This window comes from Streptomyces sp. NPDC028928 (assembly GCF_055564915.1).
In genome coordinates this window covers 22,574-41,867 of record NZ_JBVHVI010000021.1, presented here as the reverse complement: position 1 = coordinate 41,867, position 19,294 = coordinate 22,574, and the positions used below count along the sequence as shown (strand labels likewise).

The 19,294-nt window shown below is 72.6% G+C and carries 18 protein-coding genes; 5 read left to right on the top strand and 13 right to left on the bottom strand.

What is annotated here, in order from left to right; all coding sequences use genetic code 11:
* Positions 1–372, top strand: coding sequence for a hypothetical protein (locus tag ACZ4U1_RS36590; protein WP_467908479.1), 372 nt, complete (start codon positions 1–3; stop codon positions 370–372).
* A gap of 9 nt (positions 373–381) precedes the next feature.
* On the opposite strand, the gene ACZ4U1_RS36585 is transcribed toward ACZ4U1_RS36590, so the two are convergent.
* The gene (locus tag ACZ4U1_RS36585; protein ID WP_467908478.1) at positions 382–1,674 is read right to left on the bottom strand and encodes an ROK family transcriptional regulator; all 1,293 of its coding nucleotides are present in this window, start codon (positions 1,672–1,674) and stop codon (positions 382–384) included.
* Between the two features lie 119 nt (positions 1,675–1,793).
* Between ACZ4U1_RS36585 and ACZ4U1_RS36580 the strand changes: the two genes are divergently transcribed.
* Complete coding sequence (locus ACZ4U1_RS36580) at positions 1,794–3,005, top strand: MFS transporter (protein ID WP_467908477.1); 1,212 nt, start codon at positions 1,794–1,796, stop codon at positions 3,003–3,005.
* Here the strand turns inward: ACZ4U1_RS36580 and ACZ4U1_RS36575 are convergent.
* A complete protein-coding gene (locus tag ACZ4U1_RS36575; RefSeq protein WP_467908476.1) occupies positions 2,965–3,423 on the bottom strand; it encodes an acyl-CoA thioesterase in 459 nt (152 codons plus the stop codon). The genes ACZ4U1_RS36580 and ACZ4U1_RS36575 overlap by 41 nt on opposite strands.
* Positions 3,424–3,604: 181 nt before the next feature.
* On the opposite strand from ACZ4U1_RS36575, the gene ACZ4U1_RS36570 reads away from it, so the two are divergent.
* Both ACZ4U1_RS36570 and ACZ4U1_RS36565 read left to right on the top strand, forming a co-directional pair.
* On the top strand, positions 3,605–5,032 hold the full coding sequence (locus ACZ4U1_RS36570) for a uracil-xanthine permease family protein (protein WP_467908475.1): 1,428 nt from the start codon (positions 3,605–3,607) through the stop codon (positions 5,030–5,032).
* A 75-nt stretch (positions 5,033–5,107) separates the two neighbouring features.
* Positions 5,108–5,794, top strand: coding sequence for a DUF5995 family protein (locus tag ACZ4U1_RS36565; RefSeq protein ID WP_467908474.1), 687 nt, complete (start codon positions 5,108–5,110; stop codon positions 5,792–5,794).
* A 72-nt stretch (positions 5,795–5,866) separates the two neighbouring features.
* On the opposite strand, the gene ACZ4U1_RS36560 is transcribed toward ACZ4U1_RS36565, so the two are convergent.
* Together ACZ4U1_RS36560 and ACZ4U1_RS36555 are read right to left on the bottom strand one after the other, a co-directional pair.
* Positions 5,867–7,564: a flavin monoamine oxidase family protein gene (locus tag ACZ4U1_RS36560; RefSeq protein WP_467908473.1), complete on the bottom strand. Its 1,698-nt coding sequence runs from the start codon at positions 7,562–7,564 to the stop codon at positions 5,867–5,869.
* Positions 7,565–7,618: 54 nt separating this feature from the next.
* Positions 7,619–8,407, bottom strand: coding sequence for a carbon-nitrogen hydrolase family protein (locus ACZ4U1_RS36555; protein WP_467908472.1), 789 nt, complete (start codon positions 8,405–8,407; stop codon positions 7,619–7,621).
* Positions 8,408–8,755: 348 nt separating this feature from the next.
* On the opposite strand from ACZ4U1_RS36555, the gene ACZ4U1_RS36550 reads away from it, so the two are divergent.
* Positions 8,756–9,196, top strand: coding sequence for an SRPBCC family protein (locus ACZ4U1_RS36550; protein WP_467908471.1), 441 nt, complete (start codon positions 8,756–8,758; stop codon positions 9,194–9,196).
* Between the two features lie 6 nt (positions 9,197–9,202).
* Here the strand turns inward: ACZ4U1_RS36550 and ACZ4U1_RS36545 are convergent, their stop codons facing one another.
* The 9 genes from ACZ4U1_RS36545 to fmt all read right to left on the bottom strand — a co-directional run bounded on the left by ACZ4U1_RS36545 (position 9,203) and on the right by fmt (position 19,104).
* Positions 9,203–9,655: an Lrp/AsnC family transcriptional regulator gene (locus tag ACZ4U1_RS36545; RefSeq protein ID WP_030644771.1), complete on the bottom strand. Its 453-nt coding sequence runs from the start codon at positions 9,653–9,655 to the stop codon at positions 9,203–9,205.
* Positions 9,656–9,682: 27 nt separating this feature from the next.
* Positions 9,683–11,170, bottom strand: a complete 1,488-nt coding sequence (locus ACZ4U1_RS36540; protein WP_467908470.1) for an amino acid permease — start codon at positions 11,168–11,170, stop codon at positions 9,683–9,685.
* Between the two features lie 363 nt (positions 11,171–11,533).
* Positions 11,534–12,976, bottom strand: a complete 1,443-nt coding sequence (locus ACZ4U1_RS36535; RefSeq protein WP_467908469.1) for a GuaB1 family IMP dehydrogenase-related protein — start codon at positions 12,974–12,976, stop codon at positions 11,534–11,536.
* A gap of 132 nt (positions 12,977–13,108) precedes the next feature.
* Positions 13,109–13,438 (bottom strand): barstar family protein, encoded by a 330-nt coding sequence (locus tag ACZ4U1_RS36530; RefSeq protein ID WP_467908468.1) that lies wholly within the window; start codon positions 13,436–13,438, stop codon positions 13,109–13,111.
* Positions 13,435–13,875 (bottom strand): guanyl-specific ribonuclease, encoded by a 441-nt coding sequence (locus ACZ4U1_RS36525; RefSeq protein WP_467908467.1) that lies wholly within the window; start codon positions 13,873–13,875, stop codon positions 13,435–13,437. Before ACZ4U1_RS36525 ends, ACZ4U1_RS36530 begins: the two co-directional genes overlap by 4 nt.
* Positions 13,876–13,914: 39 nt before the next feature.
* Complete coding sequence (locus ACZ4U1_RS36520) at positions 13,915–14,958, bottom strand: sugar-binding transcriptional regulator (RefSeq protein ID WP_467908466.1); 1,044 nt, start codon at positions 14,956–14,958, stop codon at positions 13,915–13,917.
* A 90-nt stretch (positions 14,959–15,048) separates the two neighbouring features.
* Entirely contained in the window at positions 15,049–15,735 is a 687-nt protein-coding gene (gene rpe / locus ACZ4U1_RS36515) for a ribulose-phosphate 3-epimerase (protein WP_467908465.1), read from the bottom strand.
* A gap of 150 nt (positions 15,736–15,885) precedes the next feature.
* Positions 15,886–17,304, bottom strand: coding sequence for an RsmB/NOP family class I SAM-dependent RNA methyltransferase (locus tag ACZ4U1_RS36510; protein ID WP_467908464.1), 1,419 nt, complete (start codon positions 17,302–17,304; stop codon positions 15,886–15,888).
* 870 nt (positions 17,305–18,174) lie between these two features.
* Positions 18,175–19,104 carry a methionyl-tRNA formyltransferase gene (fmt, locus tag ACZ4U1_RS36505; protein ID WP_467908463.1) on the bottom strand — a complete coding sequence of 310 codons (930 nt, stop codon included), beginning with the start codon at positions 19,102–19,104 and terminating at the stop codon, positions 18,175–18,177.
* Positions 19,105–19,294 lie beyond the last annotated feature (190 nt).

Here is a 19,294-nt window from a genome sequence, read left to right as displayed (position 1 = left end):
ATGACGGCACCGGTGATCCGCGCGATCGAGTGGGACGGGACGGCGTGGGACGACCCGTCCGAGGAGCAGATCCACGATCTGCTGGCGGACATGAGTCTGACCTGGCGGTTCGTCATCGTCGAGCGGCTGGACCGGGAACCGGTCGACCAGCACTACATCCAGGTGTACCTCAACGACGATCTGAGTTACCGGGTGGAGTACCGCGAGGGCGGCCCGGAGCGGCATTTCCAGGCCCATGTGCCGCGCGAGAGCGACATCTTCGCCGTCGAGCCCGTGGCCGAGGTGGTGCAGGCCTGGGCCTTCGGGCGGCCGGGCTGGCGGGAGGCGCTGCCGTGGGTGCCGTGGCAGCCGGAGGAGCCGGGGCGCGGCTGACCCCGGCGCTCATCCCCCGGTGCGCTCCGGGGGCCCGAACAGCTCGTCCTGTGCCCGGTCGCGGGCGGTCAGAAGCGCTCCGCGCAGTACGGCCGCCCCGCCGAGGCTGCTCGCGCGGACCTCGGTGACCAGCGGCGACATCCGGCGCAGCCGCTCCTCCACCAGCCCGGCGAGCACCGCGCCGCCGGCCTGCCCGACCTCCCCGCCGAGCACCACACAGCCGGGGTCGAGCACGGCCACCACGGAGGCGACACCGACGGCGACCCGGTCGGCGAGGGCCCGCAGGAACCGAGCAGCGGGCAGGTCTTCGGCGAGGGCCGACGCCGATGCCGCGACAGGGTCCGAGGCGGCGCGGGCTTCGGCTTCGGCGGTCGTGGCGGCCACAGCCCCCCGCACCGCCTCGGCCGCCCCCGGCCCGTCCGCCGAGGGAGGAGTCGGCAGGGCGTGCTCGCCCGCCAGGGAGAGGATCGCCGCGGCGCCGGTCAGGGAGTGGAAGCCGCCGGCGCAGTCGGTGGCCGAGGGCAGGGTGTCCGTGCCCGGTACCGGCAGGAAGCCGATCTCCCCGGTGCCGCCGGAGGCGCCCCGGCGCAGGGTGCCGTCCAGGACGACCGCGGCGCCGACGCCGTGGCCCAGCCAGAGCAGGACGAAGGTGTCCCGGTCCCGGGCGGCGCCCTCGCGCTGTTCGGCCAGGGCGGCCAGGTTGGTCTCGTTCTCCACGGTGACCCGGGCGCCGGGCAGCCGGTCCTGCAGGGTGGCGGCCAGGCTGCGGTGCCAGGCGGGCAGCCCGGCCGAGTCGCGGAGGTCCCCGGTGGCCGGGTCGATCAGGCCGGGCGCGCCGATGCCGACGGTGTGCAGCCTCCGCCACGCGCCCTCGCGCGGGGGCACCCCCATGGCGCCGGCCTCCTTCACGGCGCTCTCCACCGCGGCCACGGCCTGCTCCACGGCTGGCCCGGTCCCGGTGTCCCCGCCGATCGGCACGGACGCCTCGGCGAGCACCCGCCCCACCAGGTCGGAGACGAGGACGAGGACGCCCTCGGTGCGGACGTCGAGCGCGGCGAGGTGGGCGCGGTCGGCGACGAGGCCGTAGAGCCGGGCGTTGGGGCCCCGGCGCTGTTCGCCGGACTCGCCGACCACGGTGATCAGCCCGGAGGCCGTGAGCCGGTCGACCAGGTCGGCGACGGTCGGCCGGGACAGTCCGGTCAGCTGCTTCAGCTGCCCTGCCGTGAGCGGGCCTTCCTGCTGCAACAGCCGCAGGGCCAGCCGGTCGTTGATGGCCCGGGCGGTGCTGGGTGATGCGGGCATGACGGGATCCTCCCAGATCGCCGACGCGTTCATCCCTATCTATCAGGCAGGGTTCCTGATAATTTACGGCACGGTCGTGAGGGACCGGTGCCGGGCACACCCGGGGAGGGGACAGGATCATGAGTGACGTGACGCATGCGCCCGGCGGGGTCCGGCGCGCCCGGTACGCCGTGGCGGCCGTCTTCGCCGTGCACGGCGCCGTGACCGGTTCGTTCGCGACCCGCGTGCCCTGGGTCCAGGACCACGCCTCGCTCGGCGCGGGCCAGTTGGGGTTCGCGCTGGCCTTCACGGCGTTCGGCGCCTCCTGCGCGATGCCGCTGGCGGGCCGGATCAGCCACCGCTTCGGCAGCCGGGCGGCGATGCGCGGGCTGCTCGCGCTGTGGACGCTCTCCCTGGTGCTGCCGTCGGTCGCGCCGAACCTGGTCACCCTGTGCCTGGCGATGTTCCTCTACGGCGCGAGCGCGGGCATGGCCGACGTCGCGATGAACGCGCTCGGCGTGGAGATCGAGCGGCGGCTCGGCAAGTCGATCATGTCCGGGCTGCACGGCATGTGGAGCGCGGGCGCGCTGACCGGCTCGGCGGCCGGCACCCTCGCCGCGCATCTCGGCGCGGACGCCCGCCTGCACTTCGCGCTCGCGGCGGCCGTCCTCACCCTGCTCGGCTTCGGGGTCTGCGCCTGGGTGCCGGACCTCCAGGCCACCGAGGACGAGGAACCGCCGCCGCGGTTCGCGCTGCCGCCGCGCTCCGCGCTGCTGATCGGCGCGGTCGGCTTCTGCGCGGTGTTCGCGGAGGGCGCGAGCCTGGACTGGTCGGCGGTGTTCCTGCGGGACCGGCTGGAGAGTTCGGCCGGACTGGCGGCTGCCTCCACGACCGGGTTCATGCTGACCATGGCGGTCGCCCGGATCGCCGGGGACGCGGTGGTGAACCGCTTCGGCGCGGTCCGCACCGTACGGGCCGGCGGCGTTCTCGCGGTGCTGGGCGGGCTGCTGATCGTGCTCGCCGGGCATCCGGCGGTGGCGATGGCGGGGTTCGCCCTGATGGGGCTCGGCATCGCGGTGGTCGTACCGCTCTGCTTCGCGGCGGCCGGGCACGCGGGGCCCAATCCGAGCCAGGCCATCGCGGGCGTGGCGACCATCACCTACACCTCGGGGCTGATCGCGCCGAGCCTGATCGGCGGGGTGGCCCAGGCGACCAGTCTGGTGGTGTCCTTCGGGGTGGTGACGGCGCTGGCGTGCGGGCTCGCGGTGTTCGCGGGCGTGCTGCGCACCGCCGAGCGCGGCCGCGGGGAGGTCAGCCGGCGGGACGCAGCAGTTCCCGACCCGCGGTCCTGAAGGTGTCGGTCCAGGGCGCGGGGCGCATGGTCGCCGGGTCCAGCCGGACCAGCACCCTGGTGCCCCGGGCGTAGGTCTCGGTGCCGTCGGCGGAGCAGAACCGGAAGCCGTAGGTGAGTCCGGTGGTGCCCAGCCGTTCCAGCCAGAGGTGGACGGCGTAGGTGCCGGGGCGGGTGACCGGGGCCTCGTAGGTGATCCGGAGTTCCTTGACCGCGTTGCAGGCGTCGCCGGCGGCCGCCCAGTCCCCGTCGAAGCGGACGCCGTACTCGTTCCACAGCTCGGTCCAGGCGCGCTCGACCATGAGCGGGTAGCGGGCGTTGTGCAACAGCCCGAGCGCGTCGAGGTCGTCGAAGTGGACGGTGACGGGGATCAGCCGGCCGTGGGAGACGGCGGGGGCGATCGGGGCTTCGGCGGTCACGGAAAGGGCTCCTGGGCGGTGCGGGCGGGGTGGTGACACCCCCGTACGCCACCATACTAAGCGACCGCTCAGAATCCAGTCCGGGAAGCCCCCCAGGTCAGCGGGGTGAGCGGAGAGCCGCCGGCTACCCCTGACAATGGTTCGGACCGTCCTCACGTACGTAAGAAAGCGAAACCCCACCATGGACCTCGGCGTGCGCTGGAAACTGCACGGTGACGGGCGCACGCCCGCGCCCGGAGCGGTGGTACGCCCCGACGAACGGCTCTCCTGGCCCCGCACCGTGGGCCTGGGCGCCCAGCACGTGGTCGCCATGTTCGGCGCCTCCTTCGTGGCTCCGGTACTCATGGGTCTGGACCCGAACCTGGCGATCATGATGTCGGGCGTGGCGACCATGATCTTCCTGCTCGCCACCCGCGGCCGGGTGCCGAGCTACCTCGGCTGCTCCCTGTCGTTCGTGGGCGTGGCCGCCGTCATCCGCGCCCAGGGCGGTACCAGCGCGACCGTGACCGGCGCGGTCCTGGTCGTCGGTGTGGTGCTGTTCCTGGTGGGCCTCGCCGTGCAGCGCTTCGGGGCGCGGATCATCCACGCCGCCATGCCGCCCATCGTCACCGGCGCGGTCGTGATGCTGATCGGCTTCAACCTGGCCCCGGTCACCGCCTCCACCTACTGGCCGCAGGACCAGTGGACGGCCCTGCTCGTGATGCTGTTCACCGGTCTGGCCGTCGTCTGTCTGCGCGGCTTCTGGTCCCGGATCGCGATCTTCCTGGGCCTGGTCTTCGGGTACGGCATCTCCTGGGCCTTCGACCGGATCTTCGGCAGGATCCACTCGGCGGACCCGAGCGGCAAGCTCACCGACCACTGGCGCCTGGACCTCTCCGGCGTCTCCCGGGCCGACTGGATCGGCCTGCCCTCCTTCCACGGGCCGTCCTTCCAGTGGTCGGCGATCCTGGTCGCGCTGCCGGTGGTGATCGCCCTCGTCGCCGAGAACGCGGGCCACGTCAAGGCGGTCGGCGAGATGACCGGCGACCCGCTGGACGACAAGCTCGGTACGGCGATCTCGGCGGACGGCGTCGCCTCCGTGCTGTCGACGGCCGTCGGCGGCCCGCCGAACACCACCTACTCGGAGAACATCGGCGTGATGGCCGCGACCCGCGTCTACTCCACCGCCGCCTACTGGGCCGCCGCCTGCTTCGCGCTGCTCTTCGGCGTGTGCCCGAAGTTCGGCGCGGTCGTGGCCGCGATCCCGGGCGGGGTCCTCGGCGGCATCACCGTCATCCTCTACGGCATGATCGGCCTGCTCGGCGCCCAGATCTGGCTCCACGCCAAGGTGGACCTGCGCAACCCGCTGAACCTGGTGCCGGCCGCCGCGGGCATCATCATCGGTGTCGGCAACGTCTCCATGAAGTTCACCGACACCTTCTCGCTCAGCGGTATCGCCCTCGGCACCCTGGTCGTCATCACCGGCTACCACGCCCTGCGCGCCTTCGCCCCGGCCCACCTGAAGCGGCAGGAGCCGCTGCTGGACGAGGGCACGTCCTCCTACGACACGGAGGCGGACGCGGAGACGGACGCCGAGGCGAACGCGGAGGCGCCGCGCGCCAAGTCGTAGCCGCCGTTCGCCCGTTCCGGCGAAGCACCGGGCCGGTCGGCACGCCGGCCGGCCCCGGGCTGGGACCCTTCCCCCATGGTGCAGCTGGAACACCTCACCGCCCCCGTCGACGCCGTCGTGGCACGGATGCGCGCACTCGACGCGGCCCTGCCCACCCGGGACGGGGTCGCCGTGTTCAACCGCGTCTACCTCGCCGTCACCGAGGAGATCGACCGGCGCCTGGACGCCGGGGAGTTCCCTGACCCGCGCGCGGCGACCGCGCTGGACGTGCGGTTCGCCGAGCGCTATCTGGCGGCGGTCGACGCGGCCACCGCGGACCGCCGCCCGCCCGCCTGCTGGCGGCCGCTGTTCCAGCTCCGCCGCCATCCCGGGGTACGGCCGCTGCAGTTCGCGCTGGCCGGCATCAACGCCCACATCGGGCACGACCTGGCGCTGGCCGTGGTCGACGCCTGCCACACGCTCGGCTGTGAACCGGCCGAGCTGGAGGACGAGTTCGACCGCGTGGGCGATCTCCTCGTGTCGCTGGAGGAACGCATCCGCGAGGATCTGATGCCGGGCCCGGACCTGCTCCAGATCGCCGACCCGCTCACCCATCTGCTGGGCTCCTGGAGCCTGGAGCGGGCCCGCGACGCGACCTGGGCCGCGGCCCGGGCCCTGTGGGCGCTGCGGCACTGCGGCGATGTCGCCGAGGAGTTCACCGAACGGCTGGACGCGGCGGTGGGGTTCGCGGGCCGGATGCTGCTGACGCCCCTGCCCGACTGAACGCCGGGATGGGAAAAGGCGCGGGCGGCCGGAGTCCGAGCCGGCCGCCCGCGCCTTCGAGCGGCTCCCGGGTCAGTCCTCGGGAAGCTCCACCGGCGCGATCTCGTCGTAGACGTCACCCGGGCCCGGGTTCGTCGCGTCGGTCGTGCCGCCGAAGTGGTGCATGACGCCCCAGACCGCGTTCAGCGCGGTCTGGACGGCACCCTCGGCCCAACCGGCCGTCCAGGAGATGTCGTCGCCGGCGAGGAAGATGCCCCGCTTGTCCTCCGGCAGCCGGTCCTGCATGAAGTGGGTGAACAGGCGCCGCTGGTAGCGGTAGTGACCCGGCAGGTTCGCCTTGAACGCGCCCATGAAGTAGGGCTCGTTCTCCCAGGAGACGGTCACCGGGTTGCCGATGATGTGCTTCCGGATGTCGACCTTCGGGTAGATCTCGCCGAGCGACTTCAGCATGACCTCCATCCGCTCGTTCGCGGACAGCGGCAGCCACTTCAGGCTGTCGTCGCACCAGGTGTACGACAGGCAGATGACGGCGGGCTTGTCCGGGCCGTCGTCCAGCAGGTACGTGCCGCGGGTCATGCGGTCGGTGAGCGTCATCGACATGACGTCCCGGCCGGTCTCCTCGTCCTTGTCCAGCCAGAACGGCCGGTCCACGGGCACGAAGAGCTTGCTGGACTCCATGTAGTGGGTGCGCTCGATCGCGGTCCAGTGGTCGATCGGGAACAGCGAGTCGTCGCAGGCGATCTTCGACAGCAGCATCCAGGACTGGGCGGTGAAGATGGCCGCCTTGTAGGTGCGGATGTCGCCGTTCGCGTCCGTCACCGTGATCTGGTTGCCGGCGGTGCGGTGCAGGCGGGTCACGGCCGGGCGGGGCTCGCCGTTCTCGTGCAGCTTCGCCAGCGAAGTGCCGTGGGCCCAGTGGACGATCTTCTCCGGCTCGCGCTCCCACAGGCGCAGCGGCAGCTGCTGGGAACCGCCGACGATGCCGCGGTGGTGGTCGTCGGCCTCGGTGTAGACGACGCGGAGGATCTCCAGGATGGAGTTCGGGAAGTCGGTGTCCCAGCCGCCGGTGCCGAAGCCGACCTGGCCGAAGATCTCGCGGTGCCGGAAGGACTTGAAGGCCTCGGAGTCGCAGAGGAAGCCGTAGAAGGTCTGGTTGTCGAGCTTCTCGACCAGCTTCGCCCAGATCTCGCGGATGCGCGGCACGTCCCGCTCGCGCATGGCGCGGTTCATGTCGGAGAAGTCGGCGCCCTCCTCCAGGCACTTGTTCCAGGCGTCGGCGACGTCCCGGTACACCTGGGGCAGGTCGTCGATCGTCTCGGCGTAGTGCGACTCGCCCTTGAGGTCGACCACGGTGGACGGGGTCGCCTCGGCGAGCGGGTTCGGGAACGGCTTCGTCTCCAGGCCGACCAGGTCGATGTAGTGCTGGAGCGCGGTGGAGGACGGCGGGAAGCGCATGGCGCCCATCTCGGCGGTCAGCGAGTCGTCGCAGCCCTCGAAGCCGACCGTGCGGAGCCGGCCGCCGATCTGGTCGGCCTCGTAGACGACGGGCTTGAGGCCCATCTTCATTAGCTCGTAGGCGGCCACGATGCCGGACAGGCCGCCGCCGATGATCGCGACCTCGGTGCCGTGCTCGGTGGCCGGGATCTGGCCGAGGCCCGCCGGGTGGGCGAGGAAGTCGTCGTAGGCGTAGGGGAAGTCCGGGCCGAACATGGTGATCGGCGGCTGCTGCTCGTCGGTGTGCTCGACGGCGTTGGGCACCGTGGACGTCATGGGGTACGGACTCCTTGCACGAGGTGAAACAGAGGGGAGGCGGGGGGAGGCGGCTCAGACCAGGGAGCCGTACAGACCGGGGCGGCGGTCCTTCAGGTACGGGTTGTTCTCCCGGGAGGCGGCCAGGAAGGCGGGGTCGGCGTCGGCGAGCACCAGCTGCTCGGCGCGGCCGGCGCGGGTGCGGGCGACGCCGTCGGGACCGGCGAGGACGGAGAGGCCGACGAACTCGAACTCCCCTTCCTGGCCGACCCGGTTGACGTACGCGACGTACATCTGGTTCTCGAAGGCGCGCACCGGGATCATCGACTCGGCGACGAACTGGAAGGGGTGCATCTGCGCGGTCGGTACGACGAGGAGGTCGGTGCCGGCCAGGGCGTGGGCGCGGACGTTCTCCGGGAACTCGACGTCGTAGCAGATCAGCAGGCCCACGGTGAGGCCGTTCAGCTCGGCCTGGACGACCTGCTGCCCGCCCGGCGTGAAGTGGTCGCGCTCGAAGCAGCCGAAGAGGTGGGTCTTGCGGTAGTTCGCGAGGCGGGTGCCGTCGGCGGAGATCAGCTGGGCGGAGTTGAAGACGGTCTCGCCGTCGCGCTCCGGGTAGCCGTAGAGGACCGCCAGGCCGTGCCGGCCGGCGATCTCGGCGACCGCGTCGGCGGAGTCCCCGTCGGCGGGCTCGGCGAGGCGGGCGATGTCGTCGCCGATCGCGTACCCGGTGAGGAACATCTCCGGCGCGGCCAGCAGCCCGGCGCCCGCGGCGGCGGCCCGGCCCGCGGCCTCGTCGAGGACCTTGAGGTTCTCGGCGACCGAGCCGGGGCGGCCGGAGCTCTGGAGCAGGGCGGTGCGCATGCGTGATCCTCACCGGAACGGGGGGTTTTGGGGGCCAGAAAGAAGGTACGGTCGGCGCGCTCGGCCGGACAAGAAGGAGCCGTTGCGCGCCGGTGCGCGGATCGTTGCGTGGAGCGGGGGCCGGACGGCGATTCGTTGCGCGCCCGGGGACGGGGCCCGGCTCCCGCCTGGCGAGCGGCTCCCCAACGGCCCTTTGGCCCAGGCGCCTGACCTGGGGCTCTACCGGCCGAGGGCGGACGCGTCAGCACGCCGGCCGGGGGCGCGCCGGATCGAGCTCCTAGTACTGCGACCCCCCCGTGGGGAGCGGCACACTGAGCCGCACGACCGCGGAGTGAGGGGGCGTTCGCGATGGAGCCGGCCGCATTGCCGTACATCGACACACACACGGCCGTCGTCGGCGCCGGCCCGGACGCGGTGTGGCGGGCCGTCGGCCGGGTCCTGGACGACTCCTTCGGCGGTGGCGCGCGCTACGCCCGCCTGGTGGGCTGCGCCGACCGCGCCGCGTCCGGCCCGCGCCCGCTCGCCGCGGGCTCCACGCTTCCCGGCTTCCGGGTGGCCGCCGCACGGCCGGGCCGGGAACTGGTGCTCACCGGCCGCCACCGTTTCTCGGCGTACGCGCTGACCGTCCGCCTGACGCCGGACGGCCCGGGCCGCACGCGCGTGAGCGCGGAGACCCGGGCCGTCTTTCCCGGCTGGAGCGGGACGCTGTACCGGCTGCTGGTGATCCGCAGCGGCGCGCACGCGGCCGGCATGCGCCGCATACTGTCGGCGATCGGTCGGCGCGTCTGACCGGCATCAGCCCGGCGCCCCCGAGGAGAACCTCCTGAGCAGGGGCGACAGGACCAGCACCGACTTGGTCCGCTCCACGAACGGCTCCCCGGCGATCCGCTCCAGCACCCGCTCGAAGTGACGCATGTCGGACGCGAAGACCTGGGCGATCGCGTCCGCGTCCCCGGTGACGGTGGACGCGGCCACGACCTCCTGGTACCGCTCCAGACCCCGCTGGATGGTCTCCGGCGAGGTGTTGCGCCGGCAGTAGATCTCGATGAACCCCTCGGTCTCCCAGCCGAGCGCCGCCGGGTCCACCCGCACGGTGAATCCGGTGATCGCTCCGGTGGCCCGCAGCCGGTCCACGCGCCGCTTCACCGCGGGCGCGGACAGGCCGACCATCTGCCCGATGTCCGCGTAGGAACGGCGGGCGTCCTCGGCGAGGGCGTGCACGATGCGTTCGTCGAGATCGTTCAGCACAGGGGGTGGTTCACTTCTTCGGTCCGGTCACTTCTCCGCCGTCACCGCGAGACCCTCACCGGTCGCGAGACGGGCACGGCGATAGCCGTAGAGGAAGTAGAACACGAGCCCGGCCACCATCCAGAATCCGAAGACCACCCAGGTGACGGTGTCGAGGCTGAGCATGTTGTACGCGCAGAACAGGAAGCCCAGCACCGGCAGGACCGGCCCGAACGGCACCTTGAAGGTGCGCTCGAGCTCCGGGCGCTTGTACCGCAGCACGATCACCGCGATGTTGACCAGGCCGAAGGCGAACAGCGTGCCGATGCTGGTGGCGTCGACCAGCTTGCCCAGCGGGATGAGGGCGGCGAGCACACCGCAGAAGAGGGACACGATCACCGTGTTGAGACGCGGCGCGCCGGTCTTGGGGTGGATCCTGCCGAGCGCCTTCGGCACCAGGCCGTCGCGGGACATCGCGAAGAGGATGCGGGTCTGGCCGTAGAGCACGGTGAGCACCACGCTCGCGATGGAGATGACCGCGCCGAGCGCCAGCAGCGTGCCCCAGAACGTCTGGCCGCTGACGTCGTTCATGATCGCGGCGAGGGAGGCCTCCGAGCCGTCGAACTTCTTCCAGTCCCAGGCGCCGACGGCGACGGCCGCGACGAGCACGTACAGCGCGGTCACGATGATCAGCGACAGCATGATCGCCCGCGGCAGGTCCCGCTTGGGGTCCTTCGCCTCCTCACCGGCGGTGGAGGCGGCGTCGAAGCCGATGTACGAGAAGAACAGCGTGGCACCCGCGGCGCTGACGCCGGTCATGCCGAGCGGCATGAAGTCGGCGTAGTTGCCGGACTTGAAGCCCATGAAGCCGATCGCGCAGAACAGCACCAGCGCGGCCATCTTCACGCAGACCATGATCGTGTTGGCGCGGGCGGACTCCCGCGCGCCGCCCAGCAGGAACGCCATCGCCAGGAGCACGACGATCAGGGCGGGCAGGTTGATGATGCCGCCCTCCCCCGGCGCCGAGGACAGCGAGGCCGGGATGGTGACCCCGATGGTGCCGTCGAGCAGCTCGTTGAGGTACTCGCCCCAGCCGACGGCGACGGCGGCCACCGACACGCCGTACTCCAGCACCAGACACCAGCCGCAGACCCAGGCGACCAGCTCGCCCATCGTTGCGTACGCATACGAGTAGGAGGAGCCGGCGACGGGGATGCTGCCCGCCAGTTCGGCGTACGACAGGGCCGAGAACAGCGCCGTGAGGCCGGCGAGGACGAAGGCCAGGGTGACCGCGGGACCGGCCTTGGGAACGGCGTCGCCGAGGACGACGAAGATGCCGGTGCCGAGGGTGGCACCGATGCTGATCATGGTCAGCTGCCACAGCCCGAGGGAGCGCCGAAGCTGCCCTCCCTCACCCTGGCCGCCCTCCGCGACCAGGTGTTCCACGGGCTTGCGACGCATCAGGCGCGCGGCGACGCCCTGGGACGCGGGGGCGGCCGGTATCTGGTTCTGCGCTGGTGCGCCTTGGTCGAGCACGCGCTGGCTCCTTATCGCTGCCGGTGGTTCGGGGGTGGGGGGCCGGCGTGACGGCCGGCCCTCGTGGCGGGGACCGGTGGAGCCCGCTAGGGCAGGAACCCACCGAGCGGGGTCCCCGCCACGCACGTACTAGCGCAGCACCCTACGAGGCGGGCCTTCACGGGCGTAATGCAGCAACCTTGCGCATCCCCGCATGATCATTGCGTTCATCGGGGCGGAATGACAAATCGTTGCGCGGGACCTTTCGACCGTTGCACACGAGCCCCGGTGTCCCCTTTTTCGCTTTCGCCGCCGGACATGCCGACGGCCCCCGCCGTTCCCGGGCTCGGGAAGGACGGGGGCCGTCGGTCTGAGGCGTGAGGGTCAGTTCCAGCTGGCGTGCAGCGGCTTGCCCTCGGCGTAGCCGGCCGCGCTCTGGATGCCGACGATGGCCTTCTCGGCGAACTCCTCCAGGGAGCCGGCGCCTGCGTAGGTGCAGGAGGAGCGGACGCCCGCGATGATCGAGTCGATCAGGTCCTCGACGCCCGGTCGGGCCGGGTCGAGGAACATGCGGGAGGTGGAGATGCCCTCCTCGAACAGCGCCTTGCGGGCGCGGTCGTACGCCGACTCCTCGGACGTACGGTTGGCCACCGCGCGCGCGGAGGCCATGCCGAACGACTCCTTGTAGGCGCGGCCGTTGGCGTCGTGCTGGAGGTCGCCCGGCGACTCGTAGGTGCCGGCGAACCAGGAGCCGACCATCACGTTCGACGCGCCGGCGGCGAGCGCCATGGCGACATCGCGCGGGTGCCGGACACCGCCGTCGGCCCACACGTGCTTGCCGTACTTCTTCGCCTCGGCGGCGCACTCCAGGACGGCGGAGAACTGCGGGCGGCCCACGCCGGTCATCATGCGGGTGGTGCACATGGCGCCCGGCCCGACACCGACCTTGATGATGTCCGCGCCCGCGTCGATCAGGTCCTTGACGCCCTCGGCGGAGACGATGTTGCCCGCGACGATCGGCACCTGCGGGTCGAGCGCGCGCACCACCTTGATGGCGCTGATCATCGACTCCTGGTGGCCGTGCGCGGTGTCGATGACGAGCGTGTCCACGCCCGCGTCGAGCAGCTGCTTGGCCTTGCCCGCCACATCGCCGTTGATGCCGACGGCGGCGGCGATCCGCAGCCTGCCGTTCGCGTCCACGGCGGGCGTGTACAGGGTGGCCCGCAGCGCGCCCTTGCGGGTGAGGATGCCGGCCAGCTTGCCGTCCTTGTCGACGGCCGGGGCGTAGCGGCGGTTGTGGTGGTCGAGGGTGTTGAAGGCCTCGATCGGGTCGATGTCGGCGTCCAGCAGGAGCAGGTCCTTGGACATGACCACTTCGAGCTGGGTGAAGCGGTCGACGCCGGACAGGTCGGCGTCGGTGACGACACCGACGGGCCGGTGGTTCTCGTCCACGACCACACCGGCGTTGTGCGCCCGCTTGGGCAGCAGCGCCAGGGCGTCGGCGACGGTCTGGTGCGGGGCCAGCACGATCGGGGTGTCCAGCACCAGGTGGCGGCTCTTCACCCAGGAGACGACGTCGGTGACGACGTCGATCGGGATGTCCTGCGGGATGACCACCAGGCCGCCCCGGCGGGCCACCGTCTCGGCCATCCGGCGGCCGGCGATGGCGGTCATGTTGGCGACGACGAGCGGGATGGTGGTGCCCGTGCCGTCCGGCGAGGCGAGGTCCACGCCCTGACGCGAGCCCACCGCGGAGCGGCTCGGCACCATGAACACGTCGTCGTACGTCAGGTCGTACGCGGGCTGGATGTCATTGAGGAAACGCACGTGCTGCACATCCCAGTCGATCAGAGGTGACCCCCTGACAGGTGTGCCAGGGGGAAAGAGCACGTACTTCATTCTCCCATGTCGGGGCATGTGTCATGCCCTGACAGAACATCCAGGGTCACGGCCGATCACCTAGGACGTTCCTCCAAGGGCCAGGACGACGGTGAGGGCCGGCGTCCGGTCCGCCGCCTCCGTGAACACCTCCTCGGCGGTCCGCCACTCCTGCGGCGCGGCGTCGGCGTACGTCCGCCAGCCCCGTACGACGATCAGCAGTCCCTGTTCCACGGCGCCCTCGGGCCAGACCGTGTGGTCGGAGAGGGAGTCGGCCAGCGCGTCCCAGTTCCGGCCGAACCAGTCGGGCAGTGCCAGGGCCCGGGCGACCCGGTCCATCAGGTCCGCCTTGCCCGTGACGCCGTCCAGGTCCAGGGTGACCGTGTACCGGCCGCCCAGGTCTTCCGTCATCTCAGCACCGCCCGGAACGTCTCGTAGTGATCATCGGTGTAGTAGATCTCCTCGCCCTGCCCGGTGACGAGGCGCCGGGCGCCACGGTCGCGGGAGCCGGGGGTCGGCACGGTGTACTCGTGGTAGTAGCCGCGCGGGTGCTGGGGCAGACGGCCCTCGAAGTTCCCGAAGACGGCCCCGTCCTTGGCGTAGGGGAAGGGACCGCCCCTGTCGATGAGGGCCAGCGTCCTGCGGGCCTCGGCGGGCAGCCGGGACTCCTGGACGGTGGCCATGCCGCGCGCCCAGGCGGGGGCGGACGCGTCCGGCGAGGCGGAGGAGGCCTGGGAGGGCCGGGAGGGCTGGGAGGCCGGGCCGGAGGCGCTGGAGCACCCCGCCAGGAGGACGGCGAGACAGAGCAGCAGCCCGGCGAGAGCACGGGGGACGAACCGTGGCGGCATATGGAGATGCTGCCACGGCCGTCCCGCCGCGACCCGCTGTCAGACCCCGTCGGGGTCCTGACGGCTGAGCGCCGGCTTCGGCGTCGGGCCCGCCGTCATCAGGTAGTCGGCGGCCGAGGTGTCGGTCACCAGGCTGGTGACCAGCCCGGAGCGCAACACCGCGTCGATCGCCGCGGCCTTGCGCTGCCCGCCCGCGATCGCCACGACCTCCGGGATACGGCGCAGCTGGTCGGCCTTGACCGTGATGCACCGCTCCCCCAGGTCCCGTCCGATCCGGCGTCCCTCGGCGTCGAAGAGGTGTGCCGACATCTCGGCGGCGACACCGAGCGAGGCGTAGTGCGCGCGCTCCTCGTCGCTGAGCATGTCGTGCACCGTCGAGATGCCCGGCTCCCAGGAGCCGATGGAGACACAGGCGACCGTGACCTTGTCGAAGTACTCGAAGGCCCGGGCGATCCCGGTCTGGTGACGCAGCGCCGCCGCGGTGGCCGCGTCCGGCAGCAGCATCGGCGCGTAGATGGGGTGGGCGTCGCCGCCCGACACCTGGGCGGCCCGGCGGACCGCCTCCACCGAACCGCGCTCGGCGGTCCCGGCGTCGTACACGCCCGTCAGCTGCACCACCGTGCACGGCGGCAGCCGGTCGAGCGCCGCCGCCATGTGGATGGTGGACCGGCCCCAGGCCAGCCCGAGCACGTCCCCCTCGTTGACGAGCTCACCGAGCAGGTCGGCGGCGACCTCCCCGAGGTTCTCGGGGTCGGGGGTCTCCTCCGACTCGGGCGGGGACTCGACCACGACGGCGTGCCTGAGGCCGTAGCGGGCGCGGAGCGCGTCGGAGCGCTCGGCGTCCAGCTCGGCCGGCACGCGGATCTCGATGCGTACGAGATCCCGTTCGAGGGCCGTCTCCAGGACCCGGGCCACCTTGAAGCGGCTGACGCCGAACTCCTCCGCGATCTGGATCTTGGACTTGCCCTCGAGGTAGAAGCGGCGGGCCATGGCCGCCGCCTGCACCAGCTCAGCGGGTCCCATCCGCATGGCTGACCGGCCCGCCGACATACCCGACACGGCGATCTCCTCACTGCTGTTCACACTCTGGATTCGCCGTTCATCCTTGCAGATTCGGCGCGACTGCTCCGCCCTGATGGGCGGCGTTCACTCAAGCGTTCACTTCGCCGTGGCTCAGTGGTCGCATGCCCACGTCGCCTTGGCGGTGGCCGCCTCCGCCTGCGCGCGCAGGGCGCGTACGGCTTCCGCGGGGTCCTCCGCCCCGTAGACGGCCGAGCCGGCGACGAACACGTCCGCTCCCGCGTCCGCGCACCGCTCGATCGTCGAGGCCGAGACACCCCCGTCGACCTGCAGCCACAGCTGCAGACCGTGCTTGTCGATCAGCTCACGGGTGCGCCGGATCTTCGGCAGCATGATGTCGAGGAACGCCTGGCCGCCGAAGCCCGGCTCCACCGTCATGATGAGCAGCATGTCGAGTTCCGGCAGCAGGTCCTCGAACGGCTCGATCGGCGTCGCGGGCTTGAGCGCCATGGAGGCACGGGCCCCCTTGGCGCGGATCTCCCGGGCGAGCCGCACGGGGGCCGCCGCCGCCTCCACGTGGAAGGTGACGGACGAGGCCCCCGCCTCGACGTACTGGGGCGCCCACCGGTCGGGGTCCTCGATCATCAGGTGGCAGTCCAGCGGGGTGTCCGTCGCACGGGCCAGGGACTCCACGACCGGCACGCCGAGCGTGAGGTTCGGGACGAAGTGGTTGTCCATGACGTCGACGTGGAGCCAGTCGGCGCCTTGAACCGCCTTGGCCTCCTCCGCGAGGCGGGCGAAGTCGGCGGACAGGATGCTGGGGTTGATCTGCACGGCCATGACCCAAGCCTGCCATGCCGCTGCGCCGGGCTGTAGCGGCGGTCCTCGGGTTGAGATGCGGTTGCCGGGCCGGTGGGGCTGGTCGCGCCCACGCGGCGGAGCCGCATGTCGATACAGCCCCGCGCCCCTGGGTGGGCATCCCCGGCGGCGTCATCCAGTTCTGCGGATCAGGGCCAGGTACATCGCGTCCGTGCCGTGTACGTGGGGCCACAGCTGTACGTCGGGGCCCTCGCCGAGGTCCGGTACGCCGGGGAGGAGGGGACGGGCGTCGATCAGTTCCGTGTCCGGGTGCTGCTTGAGTACGTCGGCGACGACCGCGCGGGTCTCCGCCAGGTGCGGGGAGCAGGTGGCGTAGCCGACGACGCCGCCGACGCGGACGGAGTCGAGGGCGGTGCGGAGCAGGCCGCGCTGGAGGGGGGCGAAGTTGTCGAGGTCCTCGGGGCGGCGGCGCCAGCGGGCCTCGGGGCGGCGGCGCAGGGCGCCGAGGCCGGTGCAGGGCACGTCCACCAGGACCCGGTCGAAGGAGCCGGGGCGCCACGGCGGGCGGGTGCCGTCGGCGGCGATGACCTGGTAGGGCCCCGGGTTGCCGTGCAGGGCCCTGGCCACCAGTCCGGCGCGGTGCGGCTGCTTCTCCGAGGCGAGCAGTGTGGCGCCGCGTTCGGCGGCGAGCGCGCCCAGCAGCGCGGCCTTGCCGCCCGGGCCGGCGCAGCCGTCGAGCCACTTCTCGTCGGGCCCGTCGAGCGGGGCGTTCGCCAGCGCGAGGGCGACCAGCTGGCTGCCCTCGTCCTGGACGCCGGCCCGCCCCTCGCGCACGGCCTCGACCGCGCCGGGCTCGCCGCCCTCGGCGAGCCGCACGGCGTACGGCGACCAGCGGCCGGGTACGGCGGCGTCCTCGCGGAGCAGTTCCTCGGTGGTGGCCCGGCCGGGGCGGGCGACCAGGGTCACCTCGGGACGCTCGTTGTCCGCCGCGAGCAGCTTCTCGATACCGGCCCGGCCGCCGCCGAGGGAGTCCCAGAGCGCGGAGACGACCCAGCGGGGGTGCGAGTGCACGACGGCGAGGTGGTCCTCGGGGTCCTCGTCGTAGGGCGGCGCGACCTTCTCGATCCAGCCGTCGAGGTCGTCCTGGGCCACCTTGCGCAGCACGGCGTTGACGAACTTGGCCCGCCCGTCGCCGAGCACGACCCGGGCCAGCTCCACGGAGGCGGAGACGGCGGCATGGGTGGGAATCCGGGTGCCGAGCAATTGGTGCACACCCAGGCTCAGCACGTCGAGCACCGGCGGGTCGACCTCGCGCAGCGGCCGGTCGACACAGGCGGCGATGACGGCGTCGTACGTGCCCTGCCGGCGCAGGGTGCCGTACACCAGCTCGGTGGCGAGGGCGGCGTCCCGGGCGTCGAAGTCGCCCTTCTCGCGGGCCTTCCTCAGCAGCGGGGGCAGCACGAGGTTGGCGTACGCGTCCCGCTCGTCCACCGCACGCAGCGCCTCGAAGGCCAGGATGCGGACGGGGTCCTTCTGGGGACGGCGGTAGGGCTTGGCGGGCTTACGGGGCCGCCGGGACTGCTCGCTCACGAAAAAGGTGCTCCGGGTGTGAAGAGAGGAATGCGCCTCCAGCGTACGTCGCCGACCCCCCACCGTTACCGCCCGGGCTCCCCAGCGCGCCCCACCCCGGAGACCCGAACCGCAACCGCCCCGAACGCGACGGCGCCGCCGGATCTGCTCCACGCCGTGACCGGCCTCACCGACCCCGCCTGAAGGCCCAACCGCAGCCGCCCGGACTCCCTGACCCGGACACCGGCCCCCGGGCGGTCCACCGCCCGCGAATGCGCACTCCGCGGGCTCGGCCACCCGGCACCACAGACGCCACCCGAACCGCCAGCCACCGACGTCCGGGCCACCCACGCCACCCGCCGCACCAGCCACCGACCAAGCTCCGCCCGGTCCACCCGGGGCATCAACCCCCGAGCCGCTCCCCACCCGCGACGCGCGCCCCGCGCACCCGGGCCGCCCGGCATCACCGGCGCCACCCGAACCATCAACCACCGCCATCCAGGCCCACCGGCGTCCCCCGGGGCCCAGCCGCCGAGCAACGCGCCCTCCCCGATGCGCACCCCGCAGGCTCAGCCACCCGGCACCACAGACGCCACCCGAACCGTCAGCCACCAACGTCCGGGCCACCCACGCCACCCGCCGCACCAGCCGCCGACCAAGCTCCGCCCGGTCCACCCGGGGCATCAACCCCCGAGCCGCTCCCCACCCGCGACGCCCGCCTCGCGCACCCGGCCGCCCGGCATCACCGGCCGCCGGAACCGTCAGCCGCCGCCTGGGCCGACGGCGCCGCGCAAGGCGGCAAGCGCCACGACCGGGACTCACTCGCGGCGCCCACCCTCACCCGGCCCACCCGGGACATCAGCCGCCGCCGTCCAGGCCCCGCCCGAGGCGTCAGCCGAGCGTCTCGCTCTCGCCGATGCGTACGCCCCGTGCCCAGTCGGCCGCGCGCATCGGCTTCTTGCCCTGGGCCTGGACCCACAGCAGCTCGACAGCGTACGAACCGGTGCCCACGTGGACGCTGTTCTTGCCCACCGCGAGCCGGCCGGGGGCGAGGTCGGTCCGGTCGGGTACGGGCGTGACCTGGATCAGCTTGAGCCGTTCGCCGCGGAAGACGGTCCAGGCACCGGGCGCCGGAGTGCAGCCGCGCACGACCCGGTCGACGCGCAGCGCGGGCGCCGCCCAGTCCACCTGAGCGTCCTCGACGGTGATCTTCGGCGCGACGGTGATGCCCTCGGCGGGCTGCGGTACGGCCTTCAGGGTGCCGTCCTCGATGCCGTCCATGGTGGCGGCGAGCAGCCCGGCGCCCGCGAAGGCGAGCCGGGTGAGCAGGTCGCCGCTGGTGTCGGTGGGGCGGATCGCCTCGGTCACGGTGCCGTAGACGGGCCCGGAGTCCAGCCCCTCCTCGATGAGGAAGGTGGACGCGCCCGTGATCTCGTCGCCGGCCATGATGGCGTGCTGCACCGGCGCCGCGCCGCGCCAGGCGGGCAGCAGCGAGAAGTGCAGGTTGACCCAGCCGTGCGCGGGGATGTCCAGGGCGGCCCTCGGCAGCAGGGCGCCGTAGGCGACGACCGGGCAGCAGTCCGGCGCGATCTCCTTCAGCCGCTCCAGGAACTCCGGGTCCCGCGGCTTCAGCGGCTTCAGCACCTCGATCCCGGCCTCCTCCGCCCGCTCGGCCACGGGCGACGCGACCAGTCGGCGCCCGCGCCCGGCCGGCGCGTCGGGCCGCGTGACGACGGCGGCCACCTCGTGCCGCCCGGAGGCGAGCAGTGCGTCCAGAGCGGGAACGGCGACCTCGGGGGTACCGGCGAAGACGAGCTTCATGGGCGGGATCGGGCCTCTCGGGCGGGGGTTGGCGGGCAGCGCACCAGTCTATGACCACGGACGTGACGACGCCGACGGTGAGCACGCCCCACAGGTGGTCCGCCCCACTGGTGCTCCGCCCCCCTGGTGCTCCGCCCCCACAGGTGGTCCGCCCGCCCCCACACGTAGTCCGGCCTCCCGGTCAACGGGA